16 protein-coding genes are annotated in these 14,861 nt (G+C 34.0%); 12 read left to right on the top strand and 4 right to left on the bottom strand.

What is annotated here, in order from left to right; translation table 11 throughout:
- The first annotated feature begins 37 nt into the window (after positions 1-37).
- The 5 genes from ilvE (at position 38) to HNR52_RS01145 (ending at position 5,486) form a co-directional block, all read left to right on the top strand.
- Positions 38-910 carry a branched-chain-amino-acid transaminase gene (ilvE, locus tag HNR52_RS01165; protein WP_013788305.1) on the top strand — a complete coding sequence of 291 codons (873 nt, stop codon included), beginning with the start codon at positions 38-40 and terminating at the stop codon, positions 908-910.
- Positions 911-956: 46 nt separating this feature from the next.
- The gene (locus HNR52_RS01160; protein WP_435619456.1) at positions 957-2,174 is read left to right on the top strand and encodes an alanyl-tRNA editing protein; all 1,218 of its coding nucleotides are present in this window, start codon (positions 957-959) and stop codon (positions 2,172-2,174) included.
- 56 nt (positions 2,175-2,230) lie between these two features.
- Positions 2,231-2,434, top strand: a complete 204-nt coding sequence (locus HNR52_RS01155) for a hypothetical protein (protein ID WP_435619455.1) — start codon at positions 2,231-2,233, stop codon at positions 2,432-2,434.
- Positions 2,435-2,515: 81 nt separating this feature from the next.
- Positions 2,516-2,707 (top strand): aspartyl-phosphate phosphatase Spo0E family protein, encoded by a 192-nt coding sequence (locus tag HNR52_RS01150; RefSeq protein WP_230197568.1) that lies wholly within the window; start codon positions 2,516-2,518, stop codon positions 2,705-2,707.
- 169 nt (positions 2,708-2,876) lie between these two features.
- Entirely contained in the window at positions 2,877-5,486 is a 2,610-nt protein-coding gene (locus tag HNR52_RS01145; RefSeq protein ID WP_435619454.1) for a calcium-translocating P-type ATPase, SERCA-type, read from the top strand.
- Positions 5,487-5,567: 81 nt separating this feature from the next.
- On the opposite strand, the gene HNR52_RS01140 is transcribed toward HNR52_RS01145, so the two are convergent.
- From HNR52_RS01140 to HNR52_RS01130, 3 genes are read right to left on the bottom strand one after another with little or no spacing between them, the layout of a single operon-like run.
- Positions 5,568-6,398: an ABC transporter permease gene (locus tag HNR52_RS01140; RefSeq protein WP_435619453.1), complete on the bottom strand. Its 831-nt coding sequence runs from the start codon at positions 6,396-6,398 to the stop codon at positions 5,568-5,570.
- Entirely contained in the window at positions 6,355-7,155 is an 801-nt protein-coding gene (locus HNR52_RS01135) for an ABC transporter ATP-binding protein (protein ID WP_435619452.1), read from the bottom strand. Before HNR52_RS01135 ends, HNR52_RS01140 begins: the two co-directional genes overlap by 44 nt.
- A gap of 22 nt (positions 7,156-7,177) precedes the next feature.
- Positions 7,178-7,618, bottom strand: coding sequence for a MarR family winged helix-turn-helix transcriptional regulator (locus HNR52_RS01130; protein WP_013788298.1), 441 nt, complete (start codon positions 7,616-7,618; stop codon positions 7,178-7,180).
- 170 nt (positions 7,619-7,788) lie between these two features.
- Here HNR52_RS01130 and HNR52_RS01125 point away from each other — a divergent pair, with 170 nt between their 5' ends.
- The 5 genes from HNR52_RS01125 to holA all read left to right on the top strand — a co-directional run bounded on the left by HNR52_RS01125 (position 7,789) and on the right by holA (position 13,093).
- Positions 7,789-8,301 carry an ECF transporter S component gene (locus HNR52_RS01125; RefSeq protein ID WP_435619451.1) on the top strand — a complete coding sequence of 171 codons (513 nt, stop codon included), beginning with the start codon at positions 7,789-7,791 and terminating at the stop codon, positions 8,299-8,301.
- Between the two features lie 68 nt (positions 8,302-8,369).
- Entirely contained in the window at positions 8,370-9,083 is a 714-nt protein-coding gene (locus tag HNR52_RS01120; protein ID WP_435619450.1) for an HAD family hydrolase, read from the top strand.
- 16 nt (positions 9,084-9,099) lie between these two features.
- Positions 9,100-9,822 (top strand): MBL fold metallo-hydrolase, encoded by a 723-nt coding sequence (locus HNR52_RS01115; RefSeq protein WP_435619449.1) that lies wholly within the window; start codon positions 9,100-9,102, stop codon positions 9,820-9,822.
- Positions 9,823-9,827: 5 nt separating this feature from the next.
- A complete protein-coding gene (locus HNR52_RS01110) occupies positions 9,828-12,101 on the top strand; it encodes a DNA internalization-related competence protein ComEC/Rec2 (RefSeq protein WP_435619448.1) in 2,274 nt (757 codons plus the stop codon).
- Positions 12,101-13,093, top strand: a complete 993-nt coding sequence (gene holA / locus HNR52_RS01105; protein WP_013788293.1) for a DNA polymerase III subunit delta — start codon at positions 12,101-12,103, stop codon at positions 13,091-13,093. The genes HNR52_RS01110 and holA overlap by 1 nt, the downstream gene beginning before the upstream one ends.
- A 22-nt stretch (positions 13,094-13,115) precedes the next feature.
- On the opposite strand, the gene rpsT is transcribed toward holA, so the two are convergent.
- Positions 13,116-13,382, bottom strand: a complete 267-nt coding sequence (gene rpsT / locus HNR52_RS01100) for a 30S ribosomal protein S20 (protein WP_013788292.1) — start codon at positions 13,380-13,382, stop codon at positions 13,116-13,118.
- 143 nt (positions 13,383-13,525) lie between these two features.
- On the opposite strand from rpsT, the gene HNR52_RS01095 reads away from it, so the two are divergent.
- A complete protein-coding gene (locus HNR52_RS01095) occupies positions 13,526-13,852 on the top strand; it encodes a phage holin family protein (RefSeq protein ID WP_013788291.1) in 327 nt (108 codons plus the stop codon).
- 4 nt (positions 13,853-13,856) lie between these two features.
- The gene (gene gpr / locus HNR52_RS01090) at positions 13,857-14,828 is read left to right on the top strand and encodes a GPR endopeptidase (RefSeq protein WP_013788290.1); all 972 of its coding nucleotides are present in this window, start codon (positions 13,857-13,859) and stop codon (positions 14,826-14,828) included.
- Positions 14,829-14,861 lie beyond the last annotated feature (33 nt).

Raw genomic sequence — 14,861 nt, 5'->3', positions numbered from 1 at the left:
ACAATAATATATTTTAGATAGATTAGGAGGAGTCATAATGCCTGTAGTTTTTCTTAATGGTGAGTTTGTAGACAGTGAAAAAGCGGCCGTTTCGGTTTTTGACCATGGATTTCTTTATGGAGATGGTGTTTTTGAAGGGATAAGGGCGTATGATGGTGTTGTTTTCAAATTGGATGATCATTTAAAGAGACTTTACAACATGGCTAAGGCACTTCTTTTAGATGTACCATATTCTAAAGAAGAAATGGCCGATAAAGTCTTAGAAACTGTAAGGAGAAACAACTTAAAAGACGCATACATAAGATTAGTTGTTTCAAGAGGGAAAGGCGATTTAGGGCTTGATCCTTATAAATGTTCAAAGCCTACAGTAGTTATCATTGCAGATAAGATTACATTGTATCCTGATGAGATGTACCAAAATGGGCTAAAAATTATCACATCTACGTTTAGGCGCAACTCCATTCAAACATTAGACCCACAGATTAAATCTCTAAATTATCTTAACAATATATTGGCAAAGATTGAAGCCGTGAAAGCGGGATATCCAGAGGCTCTTTTATTAAACTTAGAAGGTTATGTTGCGGAATGTACAGGTGACAATGTTTTTATTGTATCTGACGGTATTTTATACACACCACCATCTGCGGCTGGAGCCTTAGGGGGCATTACAAGAGCTACTGTCATTGATATAGCAAATAAACTTGGAATACCAGTTGTAGAAAAGTATTTTTCACTTTTCAATGTGTATACTGCAGATGAATGTTTCTTGACTGGCACTGCCGCAGAAGCAATTCCTGTAACTGAAGTTGACAAAAGAGTCATCGGTAACGGCAAACCTGGTGAGATTACGAAAAAGATTATTGAGGAATTTAAAAATGTGAGAACTTTGTACGGAACAAAGGTATATTAAAAAGGCGCATGGCTAGTCCATGCGTCTTAAACTTTAAGGAGGTTATATGGTGGAGAAGTTGTATTATCATGACAGTTATAAAAACTCCTTTACTGCAAAAGTCATCGATATTAATGTTACTAATGAATATTGTGAAGTTATACTTGATAAGACGTATTTTTATCCTGAAAGCGGTGGACAACCAGCAGATAGTGGATTTATTGACGGCATAAAAGTTGAAAATGTCTTTTTAAGAGATGATAAGGTCATCCATGTTTTGAAGACACCTCCTAAAAATGATTTGGTAATTTGTGAGATAGATTGGGAAAAGAGATTTGACAATATGCAACAGCATAGCGGTCAGCATCTTCTGTCAGCAGTATTTTATAAGTTATTTAATGCAGAAACAGATAGCTTTAGCATTGGAGATGATAGCTCACATATTACATTGACCAATAGCAACTTAAGCGAAGATAACCTTAAAGAAGTTGAGATTGAAACAAATAGGCTTATATATTTAAATTTACCTGTTACTTCGTACTTTGTAAAAGACGATGATTTGAAAAAATTACCCTTAAGAAAAAAGCCTAAAGTTGACGAAAATATAAGAATAGTGGAAATTAAAGACTTTGACTATTCACCGTGTGGTGGTACCCATGTAAAAAGCTTAGGTGAAATAGGAATTGTAAAGATAAAAAAATTTGAAAGAACGAAAAAGGGTTTAAGGATCGAATTTGTTTGTGGCTTTAGGGCGTTTAATGATTATCTTGAGAAGAATAATTACATAAACAGTTTAATAACATCGCTATCTGCAAAAGAAGAGGAGATATTAGAAAAAGTCAATAAAATATTAGATGAAAATAAAGAGCTAAAAAAGGAATTAATTAAACTAAAAGATAATATACTTCAATATGAAGCTGAAAAATTAGTCGCAGAATCAGTAAATTTAAAAAACTTTAAGTTGGTGACAAAAATTTTTAATGATAGAGATATGAAAGAACTGCGAGTTTTGTCTCAAATAATCACCAAAGGAAAAGGGTTTGTTTGTATTTTAGGTGGGATTACAGACTGTGGTAATATTGTCATATCAAGATCAGATGATGTCGATATAGATATTAATTCATTTTTCAAAGAGATATTGGATGTCATAGAAGGAAACGGTGGAGGTAATCAAAAAATATGCCAAGGAAGTGGTAAAGTTGAGAAAGTGGGATTAGCGTTAGACAAAGCAGTTAACTTGATATCAAAATATAAAAAAAAATTTAAGAAGCATGCAGGAAAATAATAACATTTATAGAATATATAACTATAGTTAGAATATTCTATAGGAGTTGAGCTAAAATGGAAAACATTGAAACGTCATCGTTAAAAGACTTGTTGGAAAAAATTAGGCAAAAAATTTCAAATGATGACATATTAAGATGTATTAGTAATGGCGAAATTTTGACAGTTAGCGAGGGATGTGAAGATTGGGAGATAGAATATGGACGAGATATAGTAGATATATTCAAGAAGTTGTCAAAATTAGTGGAAAAAATTAGATGAAATTTCTACATTATCCTATTGAATTTTTTGGTTCCTAATGATAAAATTGTATATGCGATTTTTAGAAAAGGGGAACTAATGATGTACAATAAGATATCTACATTGGAAGAACAGATTAGCAATTTACGAGATGAACTTGATGATTTGATAAAGCAAGAAGAAGTAAAATACGAGATGATTCTTGACCTAAGCCGTAAACTCGACGATCTAATCGTGCTATATTGTACGACGAAATCGAAAAAATATCGCACAAATGGTGATATTGTCCAATAAATATGCTATAATAATCTAAAGGGGAGTAACTCTTCGTTAATCAGTCGTCAGTACGGTGAGAAACACCCGGCTGGTTAAGCAAATTTGCGAGTGAGACCTTTATTTTGTGGAATAATACAAAATAAAGGTCTTTATTTATACCATAAATTAAGAAACAAGGAGGAATAAGATGAAGGAAAGCTGGATTTATGATGTAGAAGAGGTTTTAAATGAATTAAATGTGGATGCTGAGGAGGGGCTTTCATCAAAAGATGCTAAAGAGAGGTTAGAAAAGTATGGTGCCAACATTTTAAGTGAAAAGAAAAAACGAACCATTTTGTCTATGTTTTTGGACCAATTTAAAGATTTCATGGTGATTATTTTGATAATTGCATCTATTGTTTCATTTTTTTTGGGTGAAATTACAGATGCAGTAATAATTTTATTCATAATCTTGTTGAATGCTTTTTTAGGGATGATACAAGAAAATAATGCTGAGAAGTCTCTCGAAGCACTTAAAAAATTATCTGCACCAGTGTCCCGTGTATTAAGGGATGGGAAAGTAATAGAGATCGAGTCACAGTATCTTGTCCCCGGTGATGTAGTCTTTTTAGAAGCAGGAAATTTTGTGCCTGCTGATGGAAGGATAATAGAGTCTGCAAATTTGAAGATAGATGAGTCAGCTCTTACAGGTGAATCTGTTCCGTCAGAAAAGACTTCTGGCAAGTTAAAAGACAAAAATCTCAATATTGGCGATAGGCACAACATGGTGTACACAGGTACAGTTGTAACTTATGGAAGAGGATCGTTTGTGGTTACTGAGACAGGTATGAGCACAGAGATGGGAAAAATAGCGAAGATGTTAGACGATGATGAGACGACGATGACGCCTCTACAGATAAAGTTAGAGCAACTGGGGAAATATCTGGGTATAGGAGCACTTATCATTTGTGGCATAATATTTGGGATAGGTGTTATGGAAAAAAGGCCGGTATTTGACATGTTTATGACATCTGTAAGCCTTGCTGTTGCTGCAATTCCTGAAGGACTGCCAGCAATAGTCACTATCACTTTGGCATTAGGCGTGCAAAAGATGATAAAAAGGAACGCTATATTGAGAAGACTTCCTGCAGTGGAGACATTAGGCAGTGCAAACGTGATATGTTCTGATAAGACAGGTACTTTGACGCAAAACAAGATGACTGTAGTGAAAGTTTTTGTTGATTTTAAAGAGATAGACTTAACTAAAGGATATGACAGCAAGGCAGGATTTATTTTGGAGCAGGGGGTACTTTGCACAGATGCATTTATTGATGAATCGGGTAAAAGCTTTGGAGATCCAACTGAAGTCGCTATAGTATCAGCATATGAAAAATATGTATCCAAAAAATCGGAATTAGAAAGAGAATTTCCGCGAGTTGCCGAAATCCCATTTGATTCTGATCGAAAAATGATGACTACTATCCACAAATCAAATGATAAAAATTATAAGGTCATAACAAAAGGAGCATTTGACAGTGTCATCGAAAGGTGTAGATACATATTAAAAGATGGCAAAATATTAGAATTGAGCGATGACGATAAGGCAAAGATTAAAATTGAAAATGAGAATATGGGGAAAGATGCTTTAAGAGTTTTGGCTATATCTTTTAAAGATATTGATAGTGTGCCAGATAGGTTAGAAAGCCTTGATGTGGAGAAGGATCTTGTATTTGTTGGACTTTTAGGAATGATAGATCCGCCGAGAGATGAAGTGAGAGATTCTGTTAGAATATGCAAAAATGCTGGCATAAAACCTGTTATGATAACAGGTGATCATAAGATTACTGCTGTAGCTATTGCAAGAGATTTAGGCATTTTAGATAAAGATGATATGTCTGTAGATGGCAGAGAGTTAGAAGCCATGACAGACGATGAGCTTTACGAAAAGGTAAAAAGCATATCAGTGTATGCAAGAGTTTCTCCGGAGCATAAGATGAGGATAGTAAAAGCTTGGCAGAAAAACAATGCGGTGGTTGCTATGACTGGCGACGGTGTAAATGATGCTCCGGCTCTAAAGCAGGCTGATATAGGTGCTGCAATGGGTATTACAGGTACAGACGTAGCAAAAGATTCTGCTGATATGGTGCTTACAGATGATAATTTTGCAACTATTGTGGCTGCTGTAGAAGAAGGAAGGACCATTTACGAGAATATAAAAAAATCTATACATTACCTTTTATCATGCAATATTGGCGAAATACTCGTTCTCTTGGTTGCTACATTAGCTGGTATGCCAATGCCTCTCAAACCTATCCATATATTGTGGGTGAATTTAGTAACAGATAGCCTACCTGCTCTTGCTTTAGGCATGGAACCTGCTGAAAAAGATATAATGTCTAAGAAACCAAGGCCAAAAGATGAAAACATCTTTTCAGATGGACTTATGTACAGAATACCAATCGAAGGCATCATGATAGGTTTGGTATCTTTTATAGCATTCTTGCTGGGACTTAGAGAAAACCTCACTAATGCAAGAACTATGGCATTTGCCGTTTTGACTTTTTCACAGCTTTCACAAGCGATGAATGCAAGATCAATTAAATCAGTTTTTAAGGTGGGCTTATTTAAAAATAAATACATGGTGTTTGCACTATTGGTTTCCATATTCCTTCAACTTGTAGTCATATTAACTCCTTTAAATACAGTATTTGACATAAAAAATATAAACATATACGATTGGGATGTAGTAATTATGCTGTCATTATTGCCTTTAGTAATTATGGAAATAGTAAAAGCTACATTTTTCAAAAATAGGTAAATTTAAACCGCTTTGCACGACATACTGCATGATGGAGTAGCATTTGCTACTCTACCATGGTATATCAAATGTAAAGCGGTTTTATGTTACTATGTGGGGATATAAAATTGCTGATATTATCTGAATTATGACAGTAGCAGCTATAAGTATCATCCATGAAAAGCCTGCTTGTGATACACTGCCATTTATTAGATATCCTCGCAAAAGTTCAACAACGTAACTTAAAGGATTGATTCTCGCTACTATTTGAAGCCAATGTGGCATTATTTGTATTGGATAGATTGCATTGCTGGCAAAAAACAATGGCATCGTTATAACCTGTCCTATTCCCATAAATCTTTCCCTGCTTTTTACTATGGCTGCTAAAGCCATTGACAAAGAAGAAAAAAATGCGGCACCCAAAACAATTGTCAATATGCTCATAACTACGTTTAAAATGCTCCACTTTATGTCAAGTCTTAGCAAAAATGCTAAAAATAATATTATTATTACTTGGCTTATTGCTCTGACTCCTGCTCCAAAGGCTTTTCCTGTGACAAAAGCTGCTCGAGGAACAGGCATTGCTATAAGCTTTTGAAGTATTCCTTGATCTTTATCCCAAATTATGCTTAAACCATAAAATATGGATATGAACATCATTGATTGGGCTAAAATGCCTGGAGCCATAAATGTCTGATAGTTGACATTTCCTGTAGGTATAGCTCGTATCCTGGAAAATGCCTGACCAAAGATAAGAAGCCATAAAACTGGTTGGACTGCTCTTGTAAGTAATTCAGTTGGATCATGTTTCAGCTTTCGTATCTCTATTTCTGCGATTGTAAAAGAATTCAAAATATAGTCTAAAACTATTTTTATAGGAGAATTCATCTTAACTGAACCTTTGGATTCTTTTGCGTAATTGACTTGTTTCACGATAATTCCCTCCAGACTCTAATTGATTTCCTGTGAAAAATGTAAATACATCATCCAATGTAGCATTTGGATTTCCGGTTTTTGATTTTAATTCACCAGGAGTTCCTAAGGCAGCAATTTTGCCGCTGTTCATTATTGCTATTCTTCCACATATAGCTTCTGCTTCTTCCATGTAATGGGTAGTAATTAAAATTGTAAGACCTGTTTCTTTTCGTAAAGTATCTATTACGTTCCAAACGTTTTGCCTTGCTACAGGATCAAGTCCCACTGTCGGTTCATCAAGTATTAAGACTTCAGGTCTGTGTATTATGGCTTGGCCTATTTCCAATCTTCTTATCATTCCACCTGAATACTGCTTGACTAAGCGGTTTCTTGCATCATTCAAATTCAAAATGTCAAGAATGTAATCAATTCTTTCTTTCCTTTCTTTTTTGTTAAGCCTTAAAAGCTTAGCTACAAATAGCATATTTTCATATCCAGTTAAGGTGGAGTCTGCAGAAAGAGCTTGTGGTACATATCCAATGTATCTTCTTATTGTTGCACTGTATTTTTTTGCATCAAAACCGGCAACAAGTATTTTGCCAGAAGTAGGTGGCATCAATGTCGTTATCATTCTTATGGTAGTAGTTTTTCCTGCACCGTTGGGACCTAATAAGCCAAATATTTCTCCTTTTCTGACGTCAAACGTGATTCCACCTACTGCTTCAAAATCTTTAAATCTTTTCTTTAAATTTTTTATTTCGATTGCGAAGTCCATATAATCACCTTCTTGAAATTTTTTAAAATATTACAGCATCATCTGATGCGTTTAATAGCGTTTTGAGATTTTTGTTCAATGTACCAATGTCTATGCTGTCACCACACATATCGACTATTTTTTTTAGCATCTTTGTGCGGTATTCTAAAATTTCGTTTAGAAGCACAGCACCTTTTTCTGTAAGCTTTAAAAACACAAGGCGTCTGTCCTTATCGTCTCTCCACCTATATACCAAATCATCAGCAACAAGGTTGTCGATTAGCCCTGTCAGTGTGCTGGAAGACAGTAAAAGTTGCGACTGTAGCTGTTTCATAGTTATTGCTTCATCTTGGCTTAATTTGTTTAAGACCCAAAACCGAGACATGGTAATTTCTTTATTGCTTAAGTAATTTCTGGTCACAAGATTCATTCTATGGTTTATTTCCCGCAGTAAATATTCTAATAAATTTATTTCGGCATCCATTATATCAGCCTCCCTAATATTTCGTAAACCGTAATATTATTATATTACACATTGTTCCTAATGTCAAAAGTTTCATGTTATAAAAATTATAAATTGTTTGTATATTGTATTTATTGAATTATAACAATTGTATGTTATAATAATTTTAAAAAATATGGGAGGTATAGAGTGTGAAAGAAAATAGCTTAAAAAAACTTGTTTACATCGCACTTATGACGGCTCTTATTGCTGTTGGTACTATGGTAATACAAATCCCTACGCCATACACGAAAGGATATATAAATATAGGCGATTCTTTCATCTTTCTTTCGGCTACTATTTTAGGACCTTTTGCAGGCTTTGTGTCTGGAGGCATTGGTTCAGCATTATCTGATCTTCTTTCAGGATATGCTTTATGGGCCCCATGGACATTAGTCATAAAAGGATTGGAAGGACTCATTGTGGCTGTTTTATTGAAAAAGGAAGATAAAAGTTTTATTGTGCAAATAGCTGTTTTTGTATTAGCTGCATCATGGATGGTGCTTGGATATTATATTGGTGGTGCTTTTATGTACGGTTCAAAAGCTGCTCTTGCTGATGTGCCAGGAAATATACTTCAAGGAATAGGAAGTGTAATCATTGGTTCTGTGCTTGTGGCTTCGTTGTCAAGAGTTAAATACTTTAAAGATATAAAGCGAGGTTAGATATCCTTGCTTTTTTCTTTTTAAAAATGTATTATTTTATATGAGAATTGCATTGAGGTGAAAGAAATATGATTGATACAGTGATGTTTGACCTTGATGGCACTTTGCTCCCTGTTGACACGGACAAGATGATTATGGAATATTTTGAAGCTATTTCAAATAAGATCTCAGATTATTTCGACAAGTATTATTTCCAAAAGGCTCTTTATTCAGCTAGTATGGACATGATAAACAATTTAGATCCCAGTAAGACAAATGAAGAAGCCTTTTTTGATTCGTTTTTAAAGTTAGTGGAATACCCAAAAGATAAAATCATGAGGATTTTTACTGATTTCTATGAAAATGACTATAAGAACCTTGGAGCAAATGTATGTAAAAACGAGTATGCTAAGGCCTGTGTAGAATTGCTGGTTGATAAAGGGTATGACGTTGTACTTGCTACAAATCCGATCTTTCCAGATATAGCCATAAAAGAGAGATTGAGATGGGCCGGAATTGACTGTAATTATTTTAGCTTTATCACATCTTATGAGCATATGCATTTTTGCAAGCCATACATACAATATTATAAAGAAATCGTAGAAAAGCTTCAAAAAGTGCCTGAAAATTGCATCATGATTGGCAATGATGTTGATGAAGATGTAATAGCTGGAACTATTGGCTTTAAGACATATCTACTAGATGAGTTTTTGATCAACAGAACATCAAAAGACATTTCAACATTTGAACATGGAAGTTATAAAGACCTCTATGAATATATTAAAAGATTACCTGCTATTTAGATAGGAGATGATTAAAGTGAAATTGACAATTCTTGGTTCACATGGACCTTATCCAGGTCCAGATGGAGCTTGTTCAGGTTATTTGGTGGAAGATAATGGTGTAAATGTACTTGTAGATTGTGGCAACGGTGTCATCAGCAGATACCAAAAGTATCATGATTTAAAAGACCTAAAATACATAATATTAACCCATTTGCATTCAGACCACATGGCAGATATGCTGGTCTTAAGATATGCGTTGGATATAATGATGAAAAAAGGTTATATAAATGAACCTGTAAACGTCTATTGCCCAGATGAGCCTTCAAAAGTTATTGAAGAATTAGGGTTTAATGATGTGTTTAAAATCAAACACATAGATGAGGAATTGAAACTTGATATTGAAAATTTTACGATAACATTTAAAGAAATGGTCCATCCTGTTAAAACATTTGCTGTAAAATTCAATAATGGAGATAAAACCTTTGTCTTTAGCAGTGATACAATCTACAATGATCAACTTGTTTTTTTTGCAAGTAATTCTGACTTATTCTTATGTGATGGCAATTTGTTAAACGGCGAGAAGGGGCCACACCTTACTGCAAAACAGGCAGCAGAGATTTCAAAATCTGCTCATTGCAAAAAGCTTGTCGTTACACACCTTTGGCCACAAAACTCTATAGAAGAATATGAAAAAGAAGTGTCAGAAGTGGTAAATGATGCAAGTATAGCCAAGCCTTTTGAAGTATATTACGTATAATTGATATGGATAAGCCATTTTTGTACATAGCAGTATTATTATCTGTAGGCATCATAATAAGCAGGTTCCTTGAGATAAATGTTGTGTTTTTGTTATTAGCATTTTTAGTTGTCCTGTCTTCCGGCATTTACATATATCTGTCCAAAAAAAATGCCATTTACTTATTGCTTCTGGCAGTATTTGTTTTGGGATTGACGGTGGGAGAAAATGCTTTGTACTCAAAAGGTGTGTACGATAATTTAAGCAACAGACTGGTTTCATTTAATGGGGTTGTTTCAAATATCATTTTAAAAGATGGATTTGCAAAATACGTGTTAAGCCCTAAAAACAAAGATAAGATTTTGATAACGCAGTACGGTGGTATTTATCCCAAAGAAGGTGATTTAATCGAGGTAAGAGGAATAGTAGAGCTGCCTCAAGGCAAGAGAAATCCTGGTGGATTTGATTATAGGCTTTATCTTAAAAAAAGCGGCATTACAGCTTTGATAAATGTAAATGGTTATTCTGTACGAATTATAAAAAGCAATGCAGACAACTATGCGGATAAAGTCGTTAGAAGGACAAGGGAGAGAATAACGCAGATTTTTTTTAATTCGATGCCAAAAAACGATGCTGATTTTATCTCCTCTGTCATACTGGGTCAATACAATATTGAAGAAGATGTACTTAATTCTTTTAGAGTTACAGGACTTACACATATAATTGCAGTATCAGGATTTAACTTTGGAATATTGACTTTATTTATGATGTTCGTCTTGAATATTTTACACATTAGGAGATATTCTCCATTTATCATAGTTCCACTGCTTTTAATATACACTGTTATGACAGGTGCGCCATCATCAGCCGTAAGAGCCGTCATAATGGCTTGTATGGCTTTAATTGCTATGTTCATCGGAAGAGAGAATAATCCAATTAATGCCATGTCTTTTGCAGCAACTATGATACTCTTTTTCAATCCTTTGATGTTATTTGACATTGGGTTTCAGCTATCATTTATAGCGACATTGTCTATTTTGCTTTTGTATAAGCCAATAAAAGGTATAATAAAGTTAAAAAGTGAAAAAATCAAAGAAGCGCTTTCTGTCACTTTAGCTGCACAAATTGGCACGATTCCTATTATTATATACTTTTTTCACAGTTTTTCGATTATTTCACTATTGCCAAATATATTGATTGTACCGATTGTAAGCGTTGCTGTAGTGTTGGGATTTTTGTCTGCAATTTTAGGTCTTATATATATGCCTCTTTCTATCCCTTTAAATCTTATAAATATACCGGTAGTAGAGATCGCCTTGTATCTTACAAAGATTTTCTCACAGATACCGCATGCATCTATAAGCGTATCCCAACCGCCAGTTTACATGATGTTATGTTATTATGCTGTACTGATTTTATTGACAAGCAATCTCAGCAAAAAAATTAAAATTAGTGTTGTTTCAACAATGCTGTTTCTTTTGATGGCAGTGTTTGCTGTAAATTCATTGACACCTAAAAACCTCGAAATAACTTTTCTCGATGTAGGACAAGGTGATAGTACCTTTTTAATGACTCCAGACGGCAAAAGCATACTGATAGATGGTGGAGGAAGACCTGAATACGGCAATTCTTCCTTTGATGTTGGACAAGATATATTGATGCCATTTTTGCTTTATAAGAATGCTACATCGTTGGATGCGGTGTTTATATCTCATACAGATTATGATCATGTAGGCGGCATATTGTCGATTTTAAACGATGTAGATGTGAAAAGAATATTTATTGGCAGACAAGTGGCGGATAGTGAAAATTTCAAAAAATTAATGGCTATCGCCAGCAAAAAGCAAATACCAGTTTTTCAATTGTCGAAAGGTGATTGGGTCGAGATATCTGGAATAAAATATGATGTTTTAAGCCCTGATTCTTACGTGATTTCTGAGAATCCCATAAATAATAATGCGCTGGTTTTTAAAATGATATATAAAAATGTAAGCATCTTATTCACTGGAGATATAGAGAAAGAAGCGGAAAATGCGCTATTAGATGATAATATATCTTCAGATATATTGAAAGTTCCACATCATGGATCTAATACGTCGTCGCAAAAAAAATTTGTGGACGAGGTAAATCCTAAAATCAGCGTGATAATGGTAGGTGAAAATAATTATGGACAGCCAGATGGAGAAGTAGTAAAATATTTAAAAAGCAAATCACAACTTTTCAGGACAGACAAAGATGGTGCTATTATCATTGAAACCAATGGTACATTTATACATGTCAAAAAAATGATCGGGGACTGATGGCAGTGAATTACAAAGAATTTCTGGAGATTATAAATAAAGGTTTTTTGCCTGCTTATGTTTTTTACGGTGAGGAAAGATTTTTGATCGATGAAGCTATTAAAAAATTAAAAAGTAAGTTAATAGCTGAAGGCACAGAAATAATGAATTATTCCATGATTGAAGATGCTAATGATAAAAATATAATAGACAGTTTAGAAACTCTTCCATTTATGTCTGAACATAGGTTTGTTTTAATAAAAGATGATGATGTTCTAAAAAAGATAAATGACGATACTGTCGATGCTATAATCAAGCGGATTGAAGGTGGAAACACAGACAGTTGTATTGCGTTTGTGTTTAAGGATAAAATCGACACGAGAAAAAGAATATTCAAAGCAATAAGTAAACATGGTGCTATCGTAAATTTCGAACATTTAAAATTTGATGAAGCAGTCAATTATGTGGGGTTTTTTGTTAGAATCTATGGAAAGGTCATAAAAAAACCTGTCGCAGAATATATTGTTAAAAGCGTAGGTGTGGACTTATATACCCTCTTAAATGAAATCAAAAAAATTGTGTCTTACAGTGATGGCCAAGAAGTGCTTATAGATGACGTGAAAGACGTTATATCAGCATCAACTGCTGAGAGTGTATTTAAATTGGTAAACGCAATAGGTTTAAGACAGGAAAAAGTAGCTATATACATATTGAACAAAATGATTTTGAATGAAGAAAATCCAATTGGTATATTAGCTATGATTGCACGACAGTTTCGAATTCTCATAAAAGCTAAATATCTGTTGTTGAAAAAAATTGATAAAAAGGAACTGCAGCAAAGCCTAGGAATACCTTATTTTTCAATTAACGATATTATACAGCAATCAAAGTGTTTTAAAGAAAAAGAGCTTTTAAATGCATATAAATTGTGCGTAAAATGTGACAGGGAATTAAAGTCAAGTTATGATGGTAATTTAGCTTTGGAATCATTGATAAGAAAGCTTTGCAATTAAAAAAGCGTACGACGTACGCTTTTTAAGCATTTAATGCATTAAATTTTGCATATAATCTTGATTTCTTTCTTGCAACTGTATTCTTGTGCAATGTGCCTTTTGAATATGCTTTATCAAGTTCTCTTATAGCATTAATTAAAGCTGCTTTTGTATTATCTATGTTACCTTCTGCTAAACTCTTTTCGAATTTAGAAATAGCTGTTCTAACTTTTGATTTTACTATTTTATTCTCCAATGTCCTTCTTTTTGTTACAAGTATTCTTTTCTTAGCTGATTTTATGTTTGCCAAACCATTCACCTCCTCAAATCAATCAAAAGTAATTTTACCACGAAAAAGCATTTTTTGCAATACAATTCAGGAAAGCAGTTTAGTACAACCTTATGCGAATAATATTTTTTAAAATGTCAATTATATTTTTAGGAGGTGATTTTATGTTAAAAGCTATAATTAGATTTGTAGTTTCAGCGATTGTTTTAATGATCGTAGGTTATCTTGTCCCAGGATTTAGTGTGGCTGGATTTTGGGGTGCTTTGATATCAGCAATTGTGATTGCATTGCTGGGATATATAGTTGAGGCAATGCTTGGTCAAAATGTTTCTCCGAGAAGTAGAGGTGTTGTTGGTTTCATAGTTGCAGCAATAGTAATATACGTATCTCAATTTATAGTTCCAACAATACATGCTACTATATTGGGTTCAATAATAGCTGCTTTTGTAATTGGGCTTGTTGATGCTTTTATACCTACAGAATTGAGGTGAGATTATGTTCAATATAAGGACAGATCTTGCTGTTGAAGCCCGTGAAATGTATAAAGGTGGACATGCGGGAGAGATCCCAGGCGTTTTAGTAGATGAAAGCCAAGATGACAACATAAAAATAGTTAAAGTAACCATTGTGGACGATGACGGTGCTAAAGCGATGGGAAAAGCTATAGGAGATTATATAACTATAGAGGTTCCTGACTTAAAGTACAGGGATATTGAACTTGAAGACAAAGTAGCACAAAAACTTGCCGATGTAATAAAGAAAATCTCTAATGTTAATGTCAATATGAAAGTCCTTGTAATAGGTTTAGGCAATTGGAATGTGACGCCAGATGCACTTGGGCCAAAAGCAATTGAAAATATTGTTGTGACTCGCCATTTGAAAGAATTAGCACCTCTGCAGTTTGGCGAAAATATATGTGCTGTAAGTGCCATGGCTCCCGGTGTATTAGGTATAACAGGTATTGAGACGGCAGAAATTGTTAAAAGCGTTGTTGATAAGATAAAACCTGATCTAGTCATCACAATAGATGCTCTTGCATCGAGGCGAGTTGAAAGGCTTGCGACAACAATACAGATTTCAAATACAGGCATTAGTCCTGGATCTGGAATAGGGAATAAAAGATCTGCTATCAACATGGAAAGCTTAGGTGTTCCTGTAATTGCGATAGGTGTTCCAACCGTAGTAGATGCAGCTACAATTGCCAATGATGCTATAGAACATCTTGAAAGTGCATTAAAAAACAATGTAGAAAGCGATAGTCCTCTATACAATGTATTGAAAAATATGAATGATGAAGATAAATACGCTTTAATAAAAGAGGTATTAAGTCCTGAAGAAAATCTCATAGTCACGCCAAAGGAGATAGATCTTCTTATTAAAAATATTTCATCTATTTTGTCAAGAGGAATTAATTTAGCTTTACAACCAAATTTGACAGTAGATGAGATGAACCAACTTGTACATTAAATTAGTAATAAAGCACTTCTCTTGTGAATAATT

This window comes from Thermoanaerobacterium thermosulfurigenes (genome assembly GCF_051201035.1).
GTDB classification, from domain to species: Bacteria; Bacillota; Thermoanaerobacteria; order Thermoanaerobacterales; family Thermoanaerobacteraceae; genus Thermoanaerobacterium; species Thermoanaerobacterium thermosulfurigenes.
The sequence above is the reverse complement of the archived record's forward strand: the minus strand, read 5'-3'. Positions and strand labels throughout refer to the sequence as shown.